The organism is Parvibium lacunae, assembly GCF_003335215.1.
GTDB classification, from domain to species: domain Bacteria; phylum Pseudomonadota; class Gammaproteobacteria; order Burkholderiales; family Burkholderiaceae_D; genus Parvibium; species Parvibium lacunae.
In genome coordinates this window covers 204,466-225,320 of the sequence record NZ_QPGB01000002.1, presented here as the reverse complement: position 1 = coordinate 225,320, position 20,855 = coordinate 204,466, and the positions used below count along the sequence as shown (strand labels likewise).

The 20,855-nt window shown below is 49.5% G+C and carries 19 protein-coding genes; 15 read left to right on the top strand and 4 right to left on the bottom strand.

Going from position 1 to position 20,855, the window contains the following annotated elements; translation table 11 throughout:
- Window positions 1-11 precede the first annotated feature (11 nt).
- The 4 genes from DU000_RS05120 (at window position 12) to DU000_RS05105 (ending at window position 5,493) form a co-directional block, all read left to right on the top strand.
- Complete coding sequence (locus DU000_RS05120; RefSeq protein ID WP_114402292.1) at window positions 12-935, top strand: hypothetical protein; 924 nt, start codon at window positions 12-14, stop codon at window positions 933-935.
- Window positions 936-1,053: 118 nt separating this feature from the next.
- The gene (locus DU000_RS05115) at window positions 1,054-1,791 is read left to right on the top strand and encodes an RNA polymerase sigma factor FliA (protein WP_114402291.1); all 738 of its coding nucleotides are present in this window, start codon (window positions 1,054-1,056) and stop codon (window positions 1,789-1,791) included.
- Between the two features lie 21 nt (window positions 1,792-1,812).
- On the top strand, window positions 1,813-5,022 hold the full coding sequence (locus DU000_RS05110; RefSeq protein WP_114402290.1) for a PAS domain S-box protein: 3,210 nt from the start codon (window positions 1,813-1,815) through the stop codon (window positions 5,020-5,022).
- Window positions 5,023-5,031: 9 nt separating this feature from the next.
- On the top strand, window positions 5,032-5,493 hold the full coding sequence (locus DU000_RS05105; protein ID WP_114402289.1) for a response regulator: 462 nt from the start codon (window positions 5,032-5,034) through the stop codon (window positions 5,491-5,493).
- A 42-nt stretch (window positions 5,494-5,535) separates the two neighbouring features.
- Here the strand turns inward: DU000_RS05105 and flgN are convergent, their stop codons facing one another.
- The 3 genes from flgN to flgA form a co-directional block, all read right to left on the bottom strand.
- Window positions 5,536-6,129 (bottom strand): flagellar export chaperone FlgN, encoded by a 594-nt coding sequence (flgN, locus tag DU000_RS05100; RefSeq protein ID WP_114402288.1) that lies wholly within the window; start codon window positions 6,127-6,129, stop codon window positions 5,536-5,538.
- Between the two features lie 37 nt (window positions 6,130-6,166).
- Window positions 6,167-6,475, bottom strand: coding sequence for a flagellar biosynthesis anti-sigma factor FlgM (gene flgM / locus DU000_RS05095; RefSeq protein ID WP_114402287.1), 309 nt, complete (start codon window positions 6,473-6,475; stop codon window positions 6,167-6,169).
- A 214-nt stretch (window positions 6,476-6,689) separates the two neighbouring features.
- On the bottom strand, window positions 6,690-7,544 hold the full coding sequence (gene flgA / locus DU000_RS05090) for a flagellar basal body P-ring formation chaperone FlgA (protein ID WP_114402286.1): 855 nt from the start codon (window positions 7,542-7,544) through the stop codon (window positions 6,690-6,692).
- A gap of 192 nt (window positions 7,545-7,736) precedes the next feature.
- Here flgA and flgB point away from each other — a divergent pair, with 192 nt between their 5' ends.
- From flgB to DU000_RS05035, 11 genes are read left to right on the top strand one after another with little or no spacing between them, the layout of a single operon-like run.
- The gene (flgB, locus tag DU000_RS05085) at window positions 7,737-8,150 is read left to right on the top strand and encodes a flagellar basal body rod protein FlgB (RefSeq protein WP_114402285.1); all 414 of its coding nucleotides are present in this window, start codon (window positions 7,737-7,739) and stop codon (window positions 8,148-8,150) included.
- A gap of 5 nt (window positions 8,151-8,155) precedes the next feature.
- Complete coding sequence (flgC, locus tag DU000_RS05080) at window positions 8,156-8,581, top strand: flagellar basal body rod protein FlgC (RefSeq protein WP_114402284.1); 426 nt, start codon at window positions 8,156-8,158, stop codon at window positions 8,579-8,581.
- Window positions 8,582-8,614: 33 nt separating this feature from the next.
- Window positions 8,615-9,289: a flagellar hook assembly protein FlgD gene (locus DU000_RS05075; RefSeq protein ID WP_114402283.1), complete on the top strand. Its 675-nt coding sequence runs from the start codon at window positions 8,615-8,617 to the stop codon at window positions 9,287-9,289.
- A 39-nt stretch (window positions 9,290-9,328) separates the two neighbouring features.
- Window positions 9,329-10,612 carry a flagellar hook protein FlgE gene (gene flgE / locus DU000_RS05070; protein WP_114402282.1) on the top strand — a complete coding sequence of 428 codons (1,284 nt, stop codon included), beginning with the start codon at window positions 9,329-9,331 and terminating at the stop codon, window positions 10,610-10,612.
- A 25-nt stretch (window positions 10,613-10,637) separates the two neighbouring features.
- On the top strand, window positions 10,638-11,381 hold the full coding sequence (gene flgF / locus DU000_RS05065) for a flagellar basal-body rod protein FlgF (RefSeq protein WP_114402281.1): 744 nt from the start codon (window positions 10,638-10,640) through the stop codon (window positions 11,379-11,381).
- A gap of 42 nt (window positions 11,382-11,423) precedes the next feature.
- Complete coding sequence (flgG, locus tag DU000_RS05060; RefSeq protein WP_114402280.1) at window positions 11,424-12,200, top strand: flagellar basal-body rod protein FlgG; 777 nt, start codon at window positions 11,424-11,426, stop codon at window positions 12,198-12,200.
- A gap of 48 nt (window positions 12,201-12,248) precedes the next feature.
- Window positions 12,249-12,938 carry a flagellar basal body L-ring protein FlgH gene (locus DU000_RS05055; protein ID WP_114402279.1) on the top strand — a complete coding sequence of 230 codons (690 nt, stop codon included), beginning with the start codon at window positions 12,249-12,251 and terminating at the stop codon, window positions 12,936-12,938.
- Between the two features lie 7 nt (window positions 12,939-12,945).
- Window positions 12,946-14,061 (top strand): flagellar basal body P-ring protein FlgI, encoded by a 1,116-nt coding sequence (locus DU000_RS05050; protein WP_192878436.1) that lies wholly within the window; start codon window positions 12,946-12,948, stop codon window positions 14,059-14,061.
- Between the two features lie 12 nt (window positions 14,062-14,073).
- Window positions 14,074-15,081: a flagellar assembly peptidoglycan hydrolase FlgJ gene (gene flgJ, locus DU000_RS05045; RefSeq protein ID WP_114402278.1), complete on the top strand. Its 1,008-nt coding sequence runs from the start codon at window positions 14,074-14,076 to the stop codon at window positions 15,079-15,081.
- Between the two features lie 41 nt (window positions 15,082-15,122).
- Entirely contained in the window at window positions 15,123-16,205 is a 1,083-nt protein-coding gene (locus DU000_RS05040) for a TRAP transporter substrate-binding protein (RefSeq protein ID WP_114402277.1), read from the top strand.
- Between the two features lie 6 nt (window positions 16,206-16,211).
- Window positions 16,212-20,114 (top strand): ATP-binding protein, encoded by a 3,903-nt coding sequence (locus DU000_RS05035; RefSeq protein ID WP_114402276.1) that lies wholly within the window; start codon window positions 16,212-16,214, stop codon window positions 20,112-20,114.
- Here the strand turns inward: DU000_RS05035 and DU000_RS05030 are convergent.
- Window positions 20,106-20,855, bottom strand: a complete 750-nt coding sequence (locus tag DU000_RS05030; protein ID WP_114402275.1) for a response regulator — start codon at window positions 20,853-20,855, stop codon at window positions 20,106-20,108. The genes DU000_RS05035 and DU000_RS05030 overlap by 9 nt on opposite strands.

Sequence of the window (20,855 nt, the reverse complement as noted above, 5' to 3'; positions counted from 1 at the left end):
GAGAAAACCAGATGCGTTCTGCAAAGCCCATGATTCAAGCCGATCAGGCTGCTGGTTTGCGCCATATGTTTTCTGCGATGGCCCAGTCTGCTGCGCCCCAGAGCGTGATTCAAACGGCGACATTGCCCCACGTGACTATCGTGCACAGTTGTTCAGCTTCACCAACGCTGCCTCATCTGATCTTGGCTGCGGCACAGATGCTACGTCAGCAACAGCAACGGGTGTTGATGGTCGAGGCGTGCCCAAGTAGCTTGGTTAACCTAGCCTCAGCGGCGGGTATTACAACGCGCTATGACCTGTTGCATTTGCTGGAGGGAGATAAACCCTACCATCAAGTTAGCACGCCACTGACGTCTGGAGTTACCCTGATGATGGCGGCACGCGGCTTACCCGCGCTGCTGCAAACGCCGAATGGGATCCGTGATTGGCTGCAGGCTTTCACCGTCTTGCCAGATTGCCCTGATCAGATTCTGCTGCATATCCCCCATCTTCCCGCGGTGTGGCATTCACGTGCGCTATTACAGCTCTGTCAGGGGTTATTACAGACCCTAGGGCCAAAGCGATTGCGCTTGATTAGTGCCGCCGATACGCATGTTTCGCAAGGTGATAGGCAAGGGCTGCCTTTTTATGAAAAATTAAGCCAGTCAGGGGTGAGTGTTGATTATTGGGTATTAGAACCGCAGCGTTTGTCGCAAAAGGCCAGCAAAACCCAGGAAAATAGGCACGCCAGCCAGGAAAAATCAGCGTTTTTCCTGAAAAAGCCGCCGGCAGGCCTCGAATCTCCGCGCATAATCCCTTATCATCCATATTGGCTTGATTGGCAGGTCAGTCCCGGCAGTTTGACTTTTCCAGCCAGTTTTAGTGCATTTTTTGGTCAGTCGCAGCAGCAAATTTGCGCTTGGTTGCGCAGTGTGTTTGTGCCTGTGTCGAGGTAAGGTACCAACGTATTTGTGGCAATGCTTTTTGCGGTCTGATCGGGCAGTGCCCTTGTACCTTTGAATAAATATTGCTGATAGGCCTTTGAGCGCTATCGCGCAACGATAAGTAACAGGCATGGTTAAAACCGCGAATCTTTACAATGCAACGGGCAAATTAGACCGTGATCAATATGTCGAGCAATATGCGCCTTTGGTAAAACGCATGGCGCATCACATGTTGGCAAAACTACCTGCGAGTGTGCAACTCGATGATTTGATTCAAGCTGGTTTGATTGGTCTGATGGATGCCGTTTCGCGTTTTGAAGAAGGGCAGGGTGCTCAATTCGAGACCTACGCTACGCAGCGGATTCGCGGCGCCATGCTAGATGAGCTACGCTCAGGAGACTGGCTGCCCCGAGGTTTGCGAAAAACCCAGCGGACGATAGAAAATGCCATGCAACGGCTTGAGCATCGTTTAGGGCGTATTCCAAATGAAGGCGAGATGGCGAAGGAACTCGGCGTTAAGCTGGAAGAATATCAAGAGATGCTGCAGAGTGCGCGCGGCTATCAATTAATCTATTTTGATCAGAATGACGATGACGATGGCAGCGATCCTTTCTTGGATCGCAATATCGCCGACGAAGATTCGAATCCGATTGATATTCTCGGTGACGAGCGTTTTCGTGGGGCGGTGATCCAGGCAATAGAAAACTTACCCGAGCGTGAGCAGATGTTAATGGGCCTGTATTACGAACAAGAATTAAACTTCCGTGAAATTGCCGCCATTCTGGGGGTCACAGAATCTCGTGTTTGCCAACTTCACAGTCAAGCGATTGCCAGAATGCGTGTTCGGCTCCGCGATTGGCAGGGATAACCTTGCGTTTGCGGACTAACCATGACGCCCGCACCTGATTTTTCGATCTCAGAAGAACCTACCCCCCGCGCGCGGGAAGCCAGCCCTAGCTGGGACGATGAGAGCGACTGGCCCTCTGACACGATCACTTATTCTATCAATCCAACACTGCGGCCAAGACCACGCTATCGTTGGCTAGAGAGTGTCGTCAGCTACCTCAAGAAACTCAGCGCACCTATCACCTCATTGCTGCAGCCAATCGCTCGTTTTAGCAAAGCAGGAATTGCCCTGTTTTCCCGTTATTTGGCACAACGTCAACGCTGGGGTATTGCCGCGCAAGTCTTGTTTCATGGTTTGATCGTACCCATTACGGCACTTTTATACTTCCTGACAAACACACTGTTGCAGCGGACTTTCTGTGCCCAGCTCGCAGACTTGGGCAATATCAATGCCGGTGCCTGTTTCTTGCCACTGGCGATATTGGTTGCGCCCATGGCTGCACTGGCAGCGATTTATGGCTATCGCTATTTGTTGAGTGCAGGGCTGATGCTATACGTGATGAATCTTGTCTATCCATCTGGAGGTTTACCCAACACTCAGTCAGGACTCACTCAAGTAATTACCTGGGGCGAGCTATTTGTGATTGCCACCATACTACTGGCTATGTGTGCGGCAGGGTTGACGCGACGGGTGCTTGGGGTGCAGCTTCATTTCCGATCTTTATCACTCTATACCCGTTATGGACTGGGATTATTGTTTGTATTAATGCCATTAAGTATTTTACTGCCCGCGCTGATTGCCACGCTATTGGGTTGGTCGATCCATGAACACTGGCCACGTTTATTTGCGTATGGGGCAACACATTTCTATTTGCTGCTGGCATTGATGCCAGGGCTGCTTTTATGGTTCAAACCGCGCTATTTTTTATATATTAACTTGCGAGAGAAGGGGCTCCTGTTATTGATTGTGCTGGCAACTTGGTTACCCGATTCTGGTGTTATGAGCTGGCTCGGTGCATCCTCTTTACCTGGAGGGATTGGTAAAACACTGATCCATACCTTATGGTTAGTGTTGAGTTCCGGGATTTTATTTTATGCTGCGCTACAAAGTCAGATTCGCGTGCTGATGATCGTGATTCTTTGGTTCTTGATCACCGCTAACCTGCAGACCATGCGGATTTTTCAGGGGCTTATTGAGCAGGTGGGTGATGTCAGTCAATTTACTTTTTTATTCGGCCCGGTATTAAGTATTCAAGGAAATTTACTACTCCAAATTTTTTTACTGATTAGCGTTTTTATCGCGAATGCAATTGGCCTACTCAGTCTTGGTAAAGAACGTTTGTTGCAAAGTCTACGATTGCGCGAGGCGCGTTATCGAACGATGGTAGAGAATGCGCCTGAAGCGATTATTTTATTTACGCTAGAGCCATTGAGAATTATCGACGTTAATCCGGCGGCAGAAAAGATGCTGGGTTATGTTCGCGAAGAATTTATCGGAACGAGCCCACGTCATTTTTGTACCGATACCCAGGCCGGGGAAGATACCTTTTCGAAAGCACGTGAGATTACTGCACAAGTTGCATCTGGACATATCGTCACGACTCAATGGACACTGCGACATGCCAATGGTCGGGTCATCCACTGCGAACTGCGCCTAGTAGCGATGCCCCATCGGAGTAAAACAATTATTCGTGCCAGTCTGATGGATATCAGTGAACGAATGCAAATGGAACTCGATCGAATTGCGCTGCTTGAGGAAAAATCTCAATTACTGGAGATGCAGCAATTACAGATGATGTTAATGCCCATTCCTTGTGTGATCAAAGACAGTCAGCAACGCTTTACATACTGGAACCCCGCTGCCGAAAGTCTCTTTGGTTATCGTTTACGAGATGTCATTGGTAAGCGTGCCGAAGAAACCATCGTTGCGAAAACAGATATTGAGTTGGTCGAGCAACGCACGGAGCGTTTACGTCAGGGCGAAAGTATGGTGCGGGGTGTGAACGTCAATGTAACTGCTGGCGGCCAAGAGTTGGTCTGTGAGTGGTATAACGCTGCGCTGCGCAGCCGCGAAGGTAAAGTCTTGGGTTTTCTGGCGATGGCTATTGATATTACTGATCGCACGCGTGCTGAGCGTGCGCTACGTGAGAGTGAAGCCCGCTATCGGCGCATGGTTGAGGCTTCGGTCGATGGGATTTGTATTCATCGTGAAGGTGATTTACTTTACACCAATCATGCTTTTGTCAAAATGATGCACGCCATGTCGAGCGAAGAACTCATCGGGCGTAACCTGCTGGAAATGACTGCCCCGATATTTCGTCCCGCGATGATGGAGCTAATTCATCAGACCAGTACCGATATCAAGCAGTTTACCTATCGAGAGAGTGCATTACGCTGTTTGGATGGGAGTGAGTTAGAAGTCGAAATTGCGAGCTCCACGGTTTACATTGATGGCTTGCCTTATCAGCAAATTGAGGTTCGAGATATCTCTGCGCAAAAATGGTCCGAGCGCGAAATGAAACGTATGAATACCGAGTTGGAAGAACGAGTCATTGCCCGGACTGCGGCGCTAGAACAGGCGAATCGCGAGTTGGAGGCCTTTTCTTATTCCGTCGCCCATGACTTGCGTGCGCCGCTACGCGCAATCTCTGGCTTTAGTGCGATTGTCCAGCAGGAGTATCAGGACAAGCTGGATGAACAAGGGGGCCTTTATTTGCAGCGGATCGGTCGGAATGCAGAAAAAATGGCGAAATTGATTGAAGATTTATTAAGTTATGCGCGCATCAGCCGGACCGAAATGAAATCGGAATGGGTTGATATGCAAGCCTTAGCCCAGCGTCTTTGCCATGAAGTGCAAGAGCAGTGGCCCCAACACCAGCTTGCTGTTTATGCCATGCCCCCTGTATTAGGCGACCCGACGTTGCTGCAACAATTGCTGGCGAATCTGATTGGCAATGCTTGCAAGTTTTCGCAAAAATCCAGCGAACCGCGTGTAGAAATTGGCTACAGCGCTGGTGTTGAGAGCGGTGCATTTTATGTCCGTGATAATGGTGTTGGTTTTGATCAGCAATATGCCCATAAACTATTCGGTGTTTTTCAGCGCCTGCACAGTGTCAATGAATATGAAGGAACCGGTGTTGGTTTGGCGATTGTGCAGCGGGTTGTCATGCGTCACGGTGGTCAGGCATGGGGTAAGGGGATTCCGGGTGAAGGGGCAACCTTCTATTTTTCCTTACCACTAGCAACGGTATAAGGGGGAGCGATGGATATATTACTGGTTGAAGATAATCCTAGTGATGCAGAGTTGACGTTACTGGCGCTGCGGCGCGCAGCGCAAGACTTATCGATTGTGCATGTAGAAGATGGGGTCGCTGCCAAAACCTACTTAGAGCACGCCATCATCAAACTTCGCCAAGGAGAAATGCAGGCGCTGCCTAAGCTGATGTTGTTAGATCTGAAGTTGCCAAAGTTAGATGGTCTGGAGCTACTGCGCTTGATCAAGGCGAATCCTGATTTGGCTTATGTTCCTGTGATTATTTTTACCTCCTCCCAGGAAGAGCGCGATCTGGTTCTCGCCTACCAACTGGGGGCAAATAGCTACACGGTGAAGCCCGTTAATTTTGATGATCTCAATACGATACTAGGGCGTATCGTTCAGTATTGGTTACACTTTAATGTGCGACCCCTTCATTTAGACAGCTATCTGGCCTCATCTGGTATTTAAGTCAACACTTAAAGCGACGCACCGACGAAACAGACCTTGAGCCTACGCTATGCCGCGACGATTTTTATTCAAGGTCGTGTGGGCGCCACCCGTGGGAGTGTAAAGCGGTGTGCTTGGCAATTGCGGGTTATCTGTCCCGCGCAAAATATGTAAGCTTTGCTCGACTTGGTGACGCTGACGCACAATCAGCTGGCCATTGAGCTGATTTAATTCAACAATCTCTTGCATACCGAGTTGTAGCTTGTCCAAGGCTTGAGTCAATTGACGCCCCAGCGCAGGTCGGGCGAGGATGTTGCTCGTGGTTTGAATCCATTGCCGCAGATCGGGTTGGATTGCTTTATCAGTCTGATTTTCCTGAATGAAGTGTATTATTTTTTCCCAGTGCTGCTGCAGCGCCAAGAGCGCCTTTTCTTTTTTATTCAGAAGCGCCTCAAATTCTAGGGGCGCCGGAATTTGCTGTGTCAAGGCCGTTTGCTCGTCTAAAAGCAAAGTTTGAATACCAGGAAGTAGTTGGTTTGCGGCTTGAATCAGCTCAAATAACTGACGGCAGACCAATAACAAAGAAGCATCACTCTCTGTTTTGAGCGACGCTTGCTGTGATTTTTTTTGCTGCTGCTGTAATTGTTGGGTATCCATCGTTCCGCACACCTTGATTTAGGGTGCGGGAAGGGGGTCAGTTGCCAACAAGTTCCCGCACGCTTGCTAATAATTTATCTGCTACAACATCACTATTAACCGTAAATTTACCGTCACGGATTGCTTGGGTAATACTTTCGACTTTCTGGGCATCAAACGCCGGTGAGGCCGACAGTGTTTTTTCAAGATCCTGCAAGCGAGAGGAAAAACCACTCAGCTGGACGCTTTCCGTGCTGCTCACACTCGTACCGCTATCAGATTGACTCGCTCGTCCGGCGCTACTCGTGGTCGTTCCCCGGTCAGTGCGGTCAACCTGCCCTAAACCGTTGCCATTGCCAATTTTCATCATCATCTCCAAGTGTTTAAAAGCGACTTTGAACAGAGCTTATCATCTTGTAGGTAAATTTCCTACATGCTGCATGAGACGCGCTTTGCCCTTACTTGGAAAGTATTTCGGACACCCAGCTGAAAACTTGAGGCAATTTTGTTAAATAAATGAAGAAATATGCACCTAAATTGTTAAATCGTTAGATAAATATATGTTCAAGGATTCTGTCTATCTAATTGTTAAGCACTTCCGCGAGTTTTTGATCAATTAGCGTTGCATTCAATACTTTACCTTGTTCCGTTTTGACGCGAATGACATCACCAATCCCACCATCCATGAGTGCGGTCGCGGAGGTGTTCATTTCAAACTGCGCATGTCGAACTCGCAACGCGACCATGTCGCCCTGGCTTACCGTGGGGGCAGATTTAATCGCCTCACTGCGTAGGACTTGTCCTGCCATCAAGGCAAGTGACAACACTTGGGGCGGGCGGGTACTTGATTGCAATCGGGACAGGCTCACATAACCAGGCGGGAGTGACACATTGTTCTCAAGCTGACGCAAACTGGGTGGGAAAGGAAAAATAGGAACCAAATTTTGCATCACGGCCTCAAAATCATCGAGATTGACAGGCTTTCCGCGCGGCAGGGGCCGTTTAGTAATAAAAACAGGGCCCCAGACTTGTACCTCAACTGGAGCAAAGCCGAACCAGCCTTTTTGCGCGGCATTAATTGGGCTGACACAAGTCAGTTTTAGCATCAGTCGGCCCCACCAAGGCTGTGGGTGAGCGGGTTTGATGTCCAGTCCCTGACATGGCGCTGCGGTGCTGATACCGGGTAGCAGCGCTGCCTTGACCTCAAAACCATACTGCTGCCAATGACGGCTGGCAACCTCAATTTCTTGTGTGACCAATGCGCTAATTTGGTCTCGATTAAGCCCTACCATCGCATGATCTCGTGCAGGTGGGCTAGCTGACGCCAGTAATGCTGGACAAAATATCAGTAAAAATACAGCGATTATCGGTTGCCCACAGGCTGCCAGATAAGACAGGGGTTGACGATAGCGGTGATTGGCAATCAAAAATGACATGCTTGAGCAATTCAAAACGTGGGCCTATCGCTAATGTAGCCAGATTGGCACAACAATAAGTTCAGAAAAGACGGTAGAAAGTCGGTTTAATTGCCGCATTACTTTCCTCAAGTTCACGAATAATGTGTTCAAGCAACAGAGCCCCCACAGATTGGGGCTTATTAATAAAGAACCCCTGAGTGTGAGGATCGCATGATCGGTAAAGTGCAAGAGGCCATGCAGCGTAATGCCGAAGCCCTGAAGTTACGGGGGCAACGGCAGGGTGTCTTAGCGGCCAACATTGCCAATGCAGATACCCCTAACTACAAGGCCCAAGATTTTGATTTCGCTGCGGCGCTTAAACAAGCAACCGCGGGTAAACCCCTTGCCGCACCATTACAGCAAACACATACACAACATCTTGCAGGTAATCAGGGCGCCTTGAACAGCCTGGGGGTACGCCTGCAATTTCGGGCCTCAAGCCAACCTAGTTTGGATGGTAATACCGTGGATATGGATACCGAACGTGCGCAGTTTGCCGATAACAGCCTGCGCTATGAGGCCGCCTTGCGTGGCGTAAACGGCACGATAAATAGTATTCGTAGTGCCCTGCAAACCAATGGATAAGGATTATGTCGCTACTCCAGACCTTTCAAATTGCCAGTAGCGGAATGACCGCCCAAAGTCAACGGCTTAATACCGTTGCCAGTAATTTGGCGAATGCCGATAGCGTCGCTGGTCCCGATGGACAACCCTATCGTGCCCGTCAAGTGGTTTTTCAGGCTGTGCCTGTCGCAGGTCAGCAGGGGCTGGCAGAGCAGCGTGCGCAAGCGGTCCAGGTCAAGGAGGTGACCGTTGATAACACGACCCCTTTGCGTCGGCAATATGACCCCAAGCATCCGTTTGCGGATAAAGAAGGTTATGTCACCTTGCCTAATGTAAATGCGGTTGAAGAAATGGTCAATATGTTATCGGCATCGCGGGCTTATCAGGCGAACGTCGATGTGGCGGCAACCGCAAGAACGATGCTCTTGAAAACCTTATCACTTGGGCAATAAGTAGTGAGATGTGAAACAGATTGAGAGGACTTTATGCTAAGCATCGCGAGCAATACAACCAATCCTTATGCTGGTTTACCCGGCGCATCTCGGCCTAATACCGAAAAAACCACGAGCGAAGCCCTGCAAGATAGATTCTTGAGTTTGCTGACAACGCAGATGAAAAATCAGGACCCACTCAATCCTCTTGAAAACTCCGAACTCACCTCGCAGTTAGCGCAAATCAACACCGTCACGGGGATTAACCAAGTAAACAGCGCCATTGAATCCCTGGCAAGTGGATTGAATGGGTTGCAAACCCTGCAATCGGCTCTACTGATGGGGAAAGGGGTGCTGGTACCCGGCAACACTGCCCAGCTAACGAATGGGCAAACCACCACAGGCTATGAGCTGAAACAGCCAGTCGATAACTTGAAAATGACGGTGAAAGATGCGCGCGGCAATGTGGTCTTTGAAAAAGATTTAGGCGCTCAGCAATCCGGCGTAAATGCCTACACTTGGGATGGCTATGATAACAATGGGCAAAAACTCACTGACGGTAAATACAGCGTGACCTGGAGTGCTAGCCAAGGCGGTAACAATATTGAAGTAACCGGGCTGACCTATGGTCAGGTGATGGGCGTGAACCAGAGCGGTAACAGCACAAGTCTGACCGTATCAGGGCAGGCCAGTCCCTATACCTTGAGTCAGATTCGCCGGATTTTGTAAGTTGTTATACCAATCACAATTGAGTGTAAGGAGTAAGCCATGAGTTTTCAACAAGGTCTGAGTGGGTTAAGTGCGGCTTCCAAACAACTGGAAGTGATTGGCAATAACGTGGCAAATGCCAACACCGCCGGCTTTAAAGCTGCGAATGCGATTTTTGCTGACGTGTTTTCCCAAGCGGGTGGTGGCAGTGCCAGTACCGCAGTCGGGATTGGAACCAGTGTCGCCGCGGTATTACAGAATTTTTCCCAAGGAAATATTTCAGTCACCAATAACCCGCTTGATTTAGCGATTAACGGCAATGGCTTTTTCCGTATGGATAACAACGGCGTGGTGACCTATGGCCGTGGGGGGCAGTTTTCTCTTGATAAAGATGGCTATATTGTGAATGGCTCAGGTCAAAAATTAACCGGCTTTGGGGTCAATAGCAATAATCAAATTGTGCAATCTACGCCCTCGCCACTTCGCATTTCCTCGTCAGATATTGCCCCTAAAGTCACTGATGGGATTAATGTGAATGTGAATTTGAGTTCGCAGGCGGCGGTGATTAATCCGGTTACGACACCATTTGATATCAACAATGGTTCGACTTATACCAACTCGACTTCACTCTCTGTTTATGACGCGGTTGGTAACCAACACACCCTGTCGCTTTATTTTGCGCGCCGGAGTTCAACAACTTGGGATGTTTACGGTGCGCTGGATGGGGCACAAATACAAAATGCCGCTATTCGGCAGTTAACATTCAATGCCTCGGGTCAGCTAACCGCTGGCGGCGCGGGGCCTTTCACGATTCCTATTACCAACCCAGATACTGGCGCGGCCTTAGGTAACCCCGTACTGACCGGGCCCATTGCGCTGACCACCGACCCAACCGGCCAGGGCCTGGGAAATGGCTTGGTCTTTGCCGAATCGACACAATACGGTACACCCTACAGTGTGAATGCGCTTAGCCAGACCGGTTATACCGCAGGTCGCCTTTCTGGGTTTAGTGTCAGTACCGATGGAACGATTTTGGGCCGCTACTCGAATGGTCAGTCCCGCCCTCAGGGGCAGGTCGTATTGGCTAATTTCACCAACCCGAATGGATTGCGCCAACTGGGGAATAACCAGTGGTCAGAATCCTCTGATTCTGGGCCTGCATTGGTTGGAGCGCCTGGTTCAGGTAGTTTAGGAAGTTTGCAATCGGGCGCGATTGAAGAAGCCAATATCGATCTCACTGCACAGCTGGTCGACATGATTACCGCTCAGCGGGTTTACCAAGCGAATGCGCAAACGATCAAAACACAAGATCAGGTGCTGCAAACGCTGGTCAATCTTCGTTAGTGAGACTGGATAGTTGGGATAGCACATGGATAAATTAATCTACACCGCCATGACGGGTGCCAAGCATACCGCGTTGCGGCAAGACATCGTCGCGAATAATTTAGCGAATTTATCCACCAACGGATTTCGGGCTGAGATGGCGGCTTTTCGTACCGCGCCACTAGTGGGGCCAGGCTTACCCACTCGTGCCTATGCGGTGGAAAGTACCCCCGGTGCTGATTTAAGCGTAGGAGCGTTACAGCAAACAGGGCGTGAGCTGGATATTGCCGTACAAGGGCGAGGCTGGCTTGCTGTTCAGGCGGCTAATGGGCAAGAGCGTTATACCCGCAACGGTCATTTGGTGGTGAACAATGAAGGTGTTTTGGCGACGGCAAACGGTCAGGTTTTATTAGGAGAGGCCGGCCCAATTGCGATTCCCGCCGATCAACAAATTTCGATTGCTGATGAAGGCACAGTGACAGCAACCCCACTCACCGGGGCAAAAAATAATGCGGTGGTACTAGGGCGATTGAAACTGGTTAATCCGGATGATCAGCAACTACAGCGCATGCCTGATGGCCTGTTCCAACTACGCAGCGGGCAGGCCGCAGATGCCGACCGAGCAGTCCGGATTGCGAGTGGTTATCTTGAAAGCAGTAATGTCAACGCAGTCGATCAACTGGTGCAAATGATCAGTGCTGCCAGACAGTTTGAAACGAATCTGAAACTGATTCAATTGGCGCAGCAAAATTCGCAAAAAGGCGATCAACTTCTGGCCCAGACTGGCTAAGAAATTGACCCGAATAACTCAACCTAAAGCAGGTGGCCCATCATGATGCGTTCTCTCTGGATTGCTAAAACGGGACTGGATTCTCAACAGACCCAGTTAGATGTGATTACGAATAACTTAGCCAATGTCTCAACCAATGGCTACAAGCGTTCACGGGCAGTGTTTGAAGATTTGCTGTACCAAAATTTACGGCAGACCGGATCACAGTCAACCCAGCAAAATCTGGTGCCTTCAGGGTTGAATATCGGCAGCGGAGCTCGACCGGTTGCTACTGTCCGTAACTATACCCAGGGTAATCTGCAGCAAACGACCAATGGTCTTGATGTCGCGATTAATGGCAATGGGTTTTTCCCCGTGGCCCTGCCTGATGGTACGACTGCCTATACTCGCGATGGCAGTTTCCAGAAAGATGCCAATGGTCAAATTGTGACCTCGAATGGGTATCCCTTATCGCCGTCGATCACTATTCCTGCTGCAGCCACGGCAGTCTCGATTGCGCAAGATGGCACAGTAAGCGCAACGGTAGCGGGAGTCTCAACCCAGATCGGTAGTATCCAATTGGCGGTATTCGTGAACCCGGCTGGCTTGCAGCCGTTAGGTCAAAACTTGTTTACCGAAACAGCGGCCTCTGGTACAGCGACCACCAATGCACCGGGTTCAAATGGCGCCGGACAATTGAGCCAGGGTTACGTAGAAACCTCTAATGTGAACGTGACAGAAGAGCTGGTGAGCTTGATTCAAGCACAGCGTGCTTATGAAATTAATTCCCGAGCGATTCAAACATCCGATCAGATGCTGCAGCGCCTGACCCAGCTATAAACAACGCCTGTCTCAGTGATCGATACCAGTGATTAGTGCGGAGAATGAATGATGATGACAATTCACTCACCTACATGGATAAAAGTACTCTTACTCATTACCCCTTGTTGGTTAGCAGGATGCTATCACCTGGATTCTAAGGTTGACGTTCTTCCTCAAAAAACAGCGCGCCCAATAACCCCAGCAACGCCAGCGTTGGCAACGGGGAGCATCTATGCCGATAGCAATAGCCGCCCACTTTTTGAAGATCGGCGCGCAAGGTTTGTGGGTGACACCATTACCGTTAATTTGAGTGAGCGCATCACCTCCAGTCAATCCACCAATACCAAAACCTCCAAGACCAGCAGTATGGATACCTCAATCCCACTGATTAGTAAATTTTGGGGAAAAAGTTTTCAAGGGTTAGGGATTACCGCTGATGGCTCAAATAAATTTGAAGGAACAGGTCAGACCGGCAACAATAATTTATTCAACGGTACGATTACGACGACTGTGATTGAGGTGTTGGGTAACGGTAATTTGATTGTGAGCGGTGAGAAGCAAATTGGGATTAACGGTGAAGTTGAAACTCTCCGTTTTTCCGGTGTGGTTAATCCCTTGAACGTGCTGGCAGGGAATATCGTTAGCTCAACGTTGATCGCCGATGCTCGCTTGGAATACTATGGCCGCGGCGCGTTGGATGATACCCAACGGATGGGATGGTTACAGCGTTTTTTCAATACCTTTTTACCTTTCTAGGTGTGCTATGAAACAGTCCACCACTTGCTATTCTCCTTTTTTTCTAGGTCTGATCTTATTTCTCATGATGACCGCTGCCCAGGCTGAGCGGATCAAAGATTTAGCTAGCATACAGGGTGTGCGGCCAAATCAGTTGATTGGTTATGGGATTGTAGTGGGATTGGATGGATCGGGTGACCAGACCACACAAACGCCCTTTACGGTGCAAAGTATTAATACCATGTTGTCACAAATGGGCATCCAGTTGCCACCAGGGCAGAGCCTACAGTTACGCAATGTTGCGTCAGTCATGGTTACGGCACAGCTTCCGGCATTCGCCCGCCCAGGTCAGACACTGGATGTCACCGTTTCCTCCATGGGGAATGCTCGCAGCTTGCGCGGAGGCACGCTGTTAATGACCCCTTTAAAAGGGGCCGATGGCAATGTCTATGCCCTGGCGCAGGGAAATTTGGTGGTCGCAGGCGCAGGCGCGGCGAGCGGCGGTAATAAAGCTCAAGTGAACCACCTCAATGCGGGCCGTATTCCGAATGGGGCCCTGGTTGAGCGGGCAGTAGCTTCGCCTTTTGCGCAGAGTGAAACAGTTCAACTAGAACTTTTGCAAGGCGATTTCTCTAACGCCATCAAAATTGCCCAAACGATTAATCAACGGATGGGGCAACCGATTGCAGCCGCACTTGATGCACGGTTGGTGCAAGTCATTGCGCCGCCAGACCCGAATAGTCGGGTGGCATTTATGGCCGAAATTGAAAATTTAGAGGTGGAAGTAGCTCGTCAAGCAGCCAAAGTCATCGTGAATGCCCGTACGGGTTCAGTGGTCATGAATCAAACGGTCATTCTCCAACCCTGTGCGATTTCTCATGGCAATTTATCGATCACCATCTCAAACACGCCTCAGGTAAGCCAACCCAATGCCTTATCTCCTGGGCAGACCACGGTGACGAATGATACCAACATTCAGATCAAGGCGGATGGCGGGCAAATGCTGGAATTGGCTGGCGGGACACGATTAGCTGATGTGGTGAAGGCTCTCAATACGATTGGGACAACCCCACAAGATTTGCTGGCAATCTTGCAGGCCTTAAAGTCAGCAGGGTCACTCAGGGCTGAGTTGGAAATCATTTAATCGGCTGAGATCATGACGCAATCATCTTCACTCTATCCCACTGCGGTGACGCTCAGTGCCAGCGATTTTCGTGGGTCGGCGAAACCGTTATCTGCCACGGATGGTAATAATCTAGAGGATTTAAAACGGATCGCCCGTGACAATCCTGAGGCAGCAGTCAGGGCAGCAGCAAAACAGTTTGAAGCGGTTTTTTTGCAGATGGTACTCAAAAGTATGCGCGCCACTGAAATGAAAAGTGGCTTACTGGAGAGTAGCAGTGGCGATATGTTTCAAGGGATGTATGACGAGCAACTCACCAAAACGCTGAGTCAACGTGGAGTTGGGTTAGCAGACATGTTAGAAAAGCAGTTGATGCGGCAAATCAAGCCTGAGCAAGCAAACCCTACCTTGCCGATCAAACCTCTGTTGCGGCCGGATCAAAGTACCTGGAATCCTGTGTCAACCCTTGAAAAATTGAATCGCGCAACGCAAGAAGCGCAACAAGCGACACAGGGTATTTCGCGTCCTGAATTAACCTCTCCCAAGAATGGGGTCAGTAATACCAACAGCACAACCGCAGCACCACGGGAGTTTGTGCAGCGTTTGTGGCAGGAAGCCAAGCAGGCTGAACAACAAGTGGGTATTCCGGCCCAATTTATGCTGGGACAAGCGGCACTCGAATCGGGCTGGGGCAAGCGTGAGATTAAGTTTGCCAATGGCGATCCCAGTCATAATCTGTTTGGGATTAAGGCTGGCCCAGGTTGGCGTGGCAAAGTCGTGGAAACCGTCACCACCGAGTACATCAATGGTGTTCCTAAGCAAGTGACCGAAAAATTCCGGGCTTATGACTCGTATGCCGCCGCCTTTAACGACTACGCTAGATTAATCAGCCAGAACCCACGCTATAAACAAGCCCTGCAGGAAGTTGATAGCGCCGCTGGTTATGCCGCACAGTTGCAAAAGGCTGGGTACGCGACAGACCCTTACTATGCCACAAAGCTGACAAAAACGATTGCCACAACCTTGCGCGTTATCGCATAATCTTTGCACACTATTTCTCATTAATCGACTAGGTGGCTTGTATGGGTTGGCGTATCGGTTTTTTCATACTTACTCGTCGTTTCCCGGTATTCGGTGATGCCCTACGCACATTTTTTTGCTCAGTCATTGCCGCTAGCTTCCTCGCCTCAGCCTGCGTGCAGGCACAAGCCACGCCTGTTCGAGTGCTGGGCTCATGGGATTTTCTGCGTCAGTATAAAGAGCATGAACAGCCATTCTGGACAAAGCAAGTGCCAGCGTTAACCGCGGGACAGCTGACCGTTGACTTAACCCCCTTCAATCAATTGGGCTTAACTGGAACAGAAATTATTCGATTATTGCGGTTGGGTGAGTATGATTTCGGTAGTACGGTGCTCGCCTATGGCGCCAGTGCTGATGTTGAAATGGAGGGGGCGGATTTAGCGGGGTTGAGCCCTGATATTGAAACTGCAAAACGTGTCGCGCAGGCTTACCTACCGGTACTAGATCAATTTTTTCAAAAGAAATACGGTATCAAGGTATTGAGCCTTTGGCCTTACCCCGCGCAGGTCATTTACTGTAAAACCCGCATCAGTGGTCTTAGTGATTTGAAAGGTAAACGTATTCGCGTCGGAACAAGGCCGATTGGCGAGTTTGTAGAAGCTTTGGGTGGAGTATCGGTAAATATTCCGTTTGGAGATGCCTACAAGGCACTAGAAGACAGCCGGATAGATTGTGCCATTACCGGCACATTGCCGGGTAATCTGGCAAAGTTGCATCGCATTACCCAATATCTCTATCCCTTGCCTGTTGGCTGGAGCATGGCAATGCAAGCCGCTAATTTAAGTTATTGGCAAAGTTTGCCGGTGACACTGCAAGAGACGATGCAACAAGGCATTAATCGTTATACAGAAGAAATCTGGGCCGCAACAGCCAGTGAAACACAGGAAGGTATCAACTGCAATATTGGCCGTCAACCCTGCGTACGAGGTGAGCTGGGCAAAATGGTCCTATTGCCGACAACAGACGCTGACCGCCGCCTATTACAAAAATTGTTGAAAGAGACCGTCATTCCGCGGTGGGCAACCCGTTGTGGTGATAGCTGTATCCGTGCATGGGAGCAATCAGTCGGCAAGGTATTGAACTAAGCCACCATGCTAGGGTTACCGCTCATCCCCAGCAAGGCCCGCCTGGCCACGCAGTTTCGCTATGGCCTGGGCCTGGTAGCGCTGATGATATTGACGTCGACCCTGGTGGCAACGTTCATGTTTCACATGGTCGAACGGGCCTATCAAAGCATGGTCCAAGAGAGCTTCCCGAATACCCTACAAGCCCAACTTTTACAGAACGATACAGAAGCGCTGCGCCGTTATTTACAAGCATTGACAGATGCGGATACGCTAGCCCAGCGCGAAGAGGCGATACAACGTATTCGACAGCTTTTTCAAGACTTACCTGATCGGATTGCGCGCTTGGGTGAAAAAAATGCTGCGTTGAATGAGCAATTCATCAAAACCGTTCAAGCCTTGCAAGCCAATGCCGAGCAAACGAATCGCTACATTCAGCAGCGGATCGAAAAAAATCAACGCTTGCGGCAGCAATTGCAAGAGATGACACAAATAGAGAGTGCCCTCCTGGTTGCAGTCGAGCCCTTGCAATTAGCCATTAAAGCAGATTTTCTCGCGGCAACCCGCAAAGTGGTGGCTAAAAGCGCGGCCTCGGTGCAGCAACTGATCGATGATGAATTGGCGACCAGTCAGCGGCTGATTCGTTTGCGAGCAGAGCTGCAGCAAGTTTTTATGAATCGTACTCAAGCTGATTCATTGACGCCTCTCTCGTCAGTGAATCCTGTGCAGCGACTGGAAGGATTGGCGCGTCAGGTAAGGGATTACGTGCGCTATCTCAAAAATAGCGATATCGCTAGCAGTAATACTCTGGATGAAGCTATCAAATTAGAAAGTAGTTGGCAACTGCTGTATGACAGCTTTTCTCGCCATGACCGCGGTGAGTTGACTACAGACAAATTACGGCAGGTTTTTTTTCAGTTTGATAGCCTGTTACAAGCAAATATGCGCCGTCATGCCTTACAACTGATTCGTGCCAGTGATGCAGCCAACCGCGACTCTGCCAATGCCGTCACCGTTACGGTGAGTGACTATTTGGCTGGCCTAACCATGCTGGATGAATTACAGGCAGCACTGCTGCAGTCACTGGCTTTATTAGGGCGGATTCCATATGTGAATCAGTTGGATGAGCTAGCGCAACAGCAACAACTTTTCAAACAGCAACGTGAAAAAATTAATCGCCTGATGCAGGGGCTAGATAAACCGGTTGCGGGGGTTGAGTTGAAGTTACAGCAAGGGTTTAATCAGGGCCTGTCACAGCTCGTTGCTTTGGTAAAGCGCTTATCATTAATCGAATCAGGCAGTCTTTCCCTTTTTTTATTACGCCAGCAGCAAATTGAGATTGAGCACAGCATCAATCATCTACTTCAGGAAAGTCAGCAGCTCAGTGAACAAATCACGCAGCTGGTCTTGGCGTTGACGAACCAGGTCAAACAGCAACTGGAACAACAAAACGAGCGAATCAATGAGCGTCTTTATGAAAACACACTCTCAATTTGGCTGCTGGCGATTTTAGCGTTTGCCATTTTATTGATGATTGGTTACTACTATTTCGGTCGTCGAATCGTTAGTCGATTAACGGAAATATCCACCACCATGCATCACTATGCTGCGGGCGATTTAAGTTACCCGATCTCGATAAAGGGCAGTGATGAAATTGCCAAAATGGCAGAAACATTGCTGGTATTTCGCCATGCTCTGATGAACGAGAAACTAGTCGGCGAAAATTTACTACAGGCCAAATTGTTGGCCGAGCAAGCGGCTCAGGCAAAAGGTGATTTTTTGGCCAATATGAGCCACGAAATTCGCACGCCATTAAGTGCAGTCATGAATTATGTCCAACTTGCGCTACAGCTTAATCATAAGCGCCTACAGTCTCTTGTGCGCCAACACCAGACAGATCATTGGGGGCCATCTGAGTTAAAAATTTGGCGGAATCAGGCGGATTATTTAAAGAAAGCGCGGATTGCTGCCGAATCTTTATTGCATGTGATCAATGACATTCTTGATTTTTCTAAACTGGAAGCCGGAAAAATTCGAATTGAAACGATTGAGTTTGATCTGAGCCAAGTGTTACATGATCTGCTCGTGATCGTCGCCCAACCTGCGCAAGAAAAACAGCTTCTGGTCTTGATCGATCTTGACCCCAATCTACCCAATCGTATCTGCGGTGATCCTTTGCGGATTGGACAAGTATTACTGAATTTAGTGAGTAATGCGATTAAGTTTACCGAGTCGGGTGAAATCACCATCAAGGTCCAAGGTAATGCGGGCCAGTATCTGCAATTTACAGTCAGTGATACGGGTATAGGGATGACAGAAGCCCAATTGGCGGGGCTGTTCCAGCCATTTACTCAAGCTGATAGTAGTACCACACGTCGTTATGGCGGCACGGGCTTGGGCCTGGTCATTTCTAAACAGTTGGTGAGCCTGATGGGCGGCACTGTCTCAGCGCGGAGCCATATCGGTTTAGGTTCAGAATTTCGTTTTGAAGTCCCGCTACTGCCTGCAAACCGCAGCCAATCTCTGGGTTTGCAGCTCATGCAAGGGCTCGCAGCACGCACCCCTCGGCAGTTGATATTAATCAGCAGCAGTTATAACGCGGGTCATCTCTGCGACACATTGTTTGAACAGTTAAGTCAAGGCTATGGCTTCACTTGGACCTTACAGGTCATGGATTATCCAGCGCTCTCGCAATGGCGCCCGCCATCCGCCTCAAGCCAATATGATCTGATGATCGACTTACCCGCTCAAAAGTGGCCGCACTACACGGCACTCACTGATTTTATTGCGCCCTACCTGCGCATTTGTCAGCAAGCGGATAGCGTCATCCTCATCGGCAATTTAGGCGTGCAGCAGTTAGTACAAGACTATGGCTTACCTGCCGGGGTGGATGCGCTCTGGCCACAGCCTGTTATCTGGCCGGAAATGTTACCCATGCTGGGCCGCAGTGACTTATCACCCGGATTCAAAGGTGGTCAGATTGAGGTGGACCCATACGAAAGCCATCTTGACACCGTATTAAACGAGCAGTTAAGCAGGCAGCTACAGGGCTTACATATCTTATTGGTGGAAGATACCCCCTTATTGCAAGAGGCTGGGATGATTTTGCTGAATGACTATGGCATAGCGGTTGAGACAGCTAACAATGGGATTGTGGCCATAGAAAAATTACTCTCAGATGGGCATCGCTATGATGCGATTCTGATGGATATCCAGATGCCCATCATGGATGGCATCAAGGCGACTGAAAAAATCCGGGCACTGCCACATGGTGCGTCGATTCCCATTATTGCCATGACTGCCCATGCCTTACCGAGCGACCGAGAAGCATGTTTACGTGCAGGGATGAACGATTATTTAACCAAGCCGATGCAGATTCAAGAGTTGGCGGTCGTCCTGCGTAAACACCTGCCGCAGTTGCAAACTGACTGGTCTTTAACAACGCTGACTCCGCAGACCAGAAAGCAGCGTGATGAGGAAGCGTCCCCTAAAGGAGAGCCGGTTGCATTGCAGAAAGTCAGAAGCATTCGATTGTCTTCGCTCGATTTAGATCGACTCGCGCTTGCCCCAAACTCCAGCGGTTATTTCAGTCTGCTGCGTGTTTTCGTGGCTACTTATGCAGATAGCGCTCAGCAGCTACAGCACAGCCTTCAGCACAGAGATTGGCAGGCGTTGCACCAGCTGAGTCACACGCTCAAAGGGGCAGCAGGGACAATCGGCGCCTTCCAGCTCTCAGCGCTAGCGGAAAAAATCAATACCCTTTGCTTACAGGTACAGATGATTCCCGTAAATGACAAACCAACACAGGATATGACTGAGCATGTAGCAAGTGCGCTCAGTACCTGCGTGGTTGAATATACGTCACATTTACAACTGGTGCTGCAAGATATTACGGCTTTGCTAGAGCTAGAGGGCATGGCATCAAAATAATTCTACAGAGCCTCCTTGGCTTTGACCACTGGCTTTTTTAACAATCGCCCCTGCCAGTGCAACCAGTTTTTGGACATCCTGTAGCGCAGGTTTCGTGCTTTGTAGCAAGCCTTGATGTTTCAGACTGTGCCGCAACTTATCCAGTAACTTAGTACACAAATGTAGACCGAGCGATAGGCAACCTGCATGCAGGGCGTCAAGCTTTTCTTCGAAAGGGGCCAACGAGCTGGGCTTCTCTGCTAGCAATCGATCTAGTTCCGCCAGTAGCATGGCAGTTTGGGTATTCAAGTTGCCGATGTAAGTGAGATAGCGATTGGTATCAATATGCAGCCGTGCCATCACACTGTCCGCTTTTTCCATCCATTTTGACTGCATGTCATTAAACAGTTTTAAGACTTTCGCTCGCACTGCCTGGCCTTCAAACGGTTTGACAATACCCCCTGATACACCCAGCTTGGTTAGGGTCAACACGGTCGCATGATCGACGGCAGCCGTCACGAGCACAACTAGCGTTTCAGCTAAGAGCGGGTTAGCCCGAATCCGTTTAACCAGTTCAACCCCGCTGCCGCCGGGCATGTGCAGATCACAAAAAATCGCCAATGGCATAAAGGGTGTTTGCAGTAACTCCCAGGCATTATCGATATTTTCTGCTTCTACAATGCCCATCGGCAGCGTTCCTTGCAGAATCTCCATGAGAGCCATTCTTGAAATTACATCATCGTCAACAACCATGACTCGCAT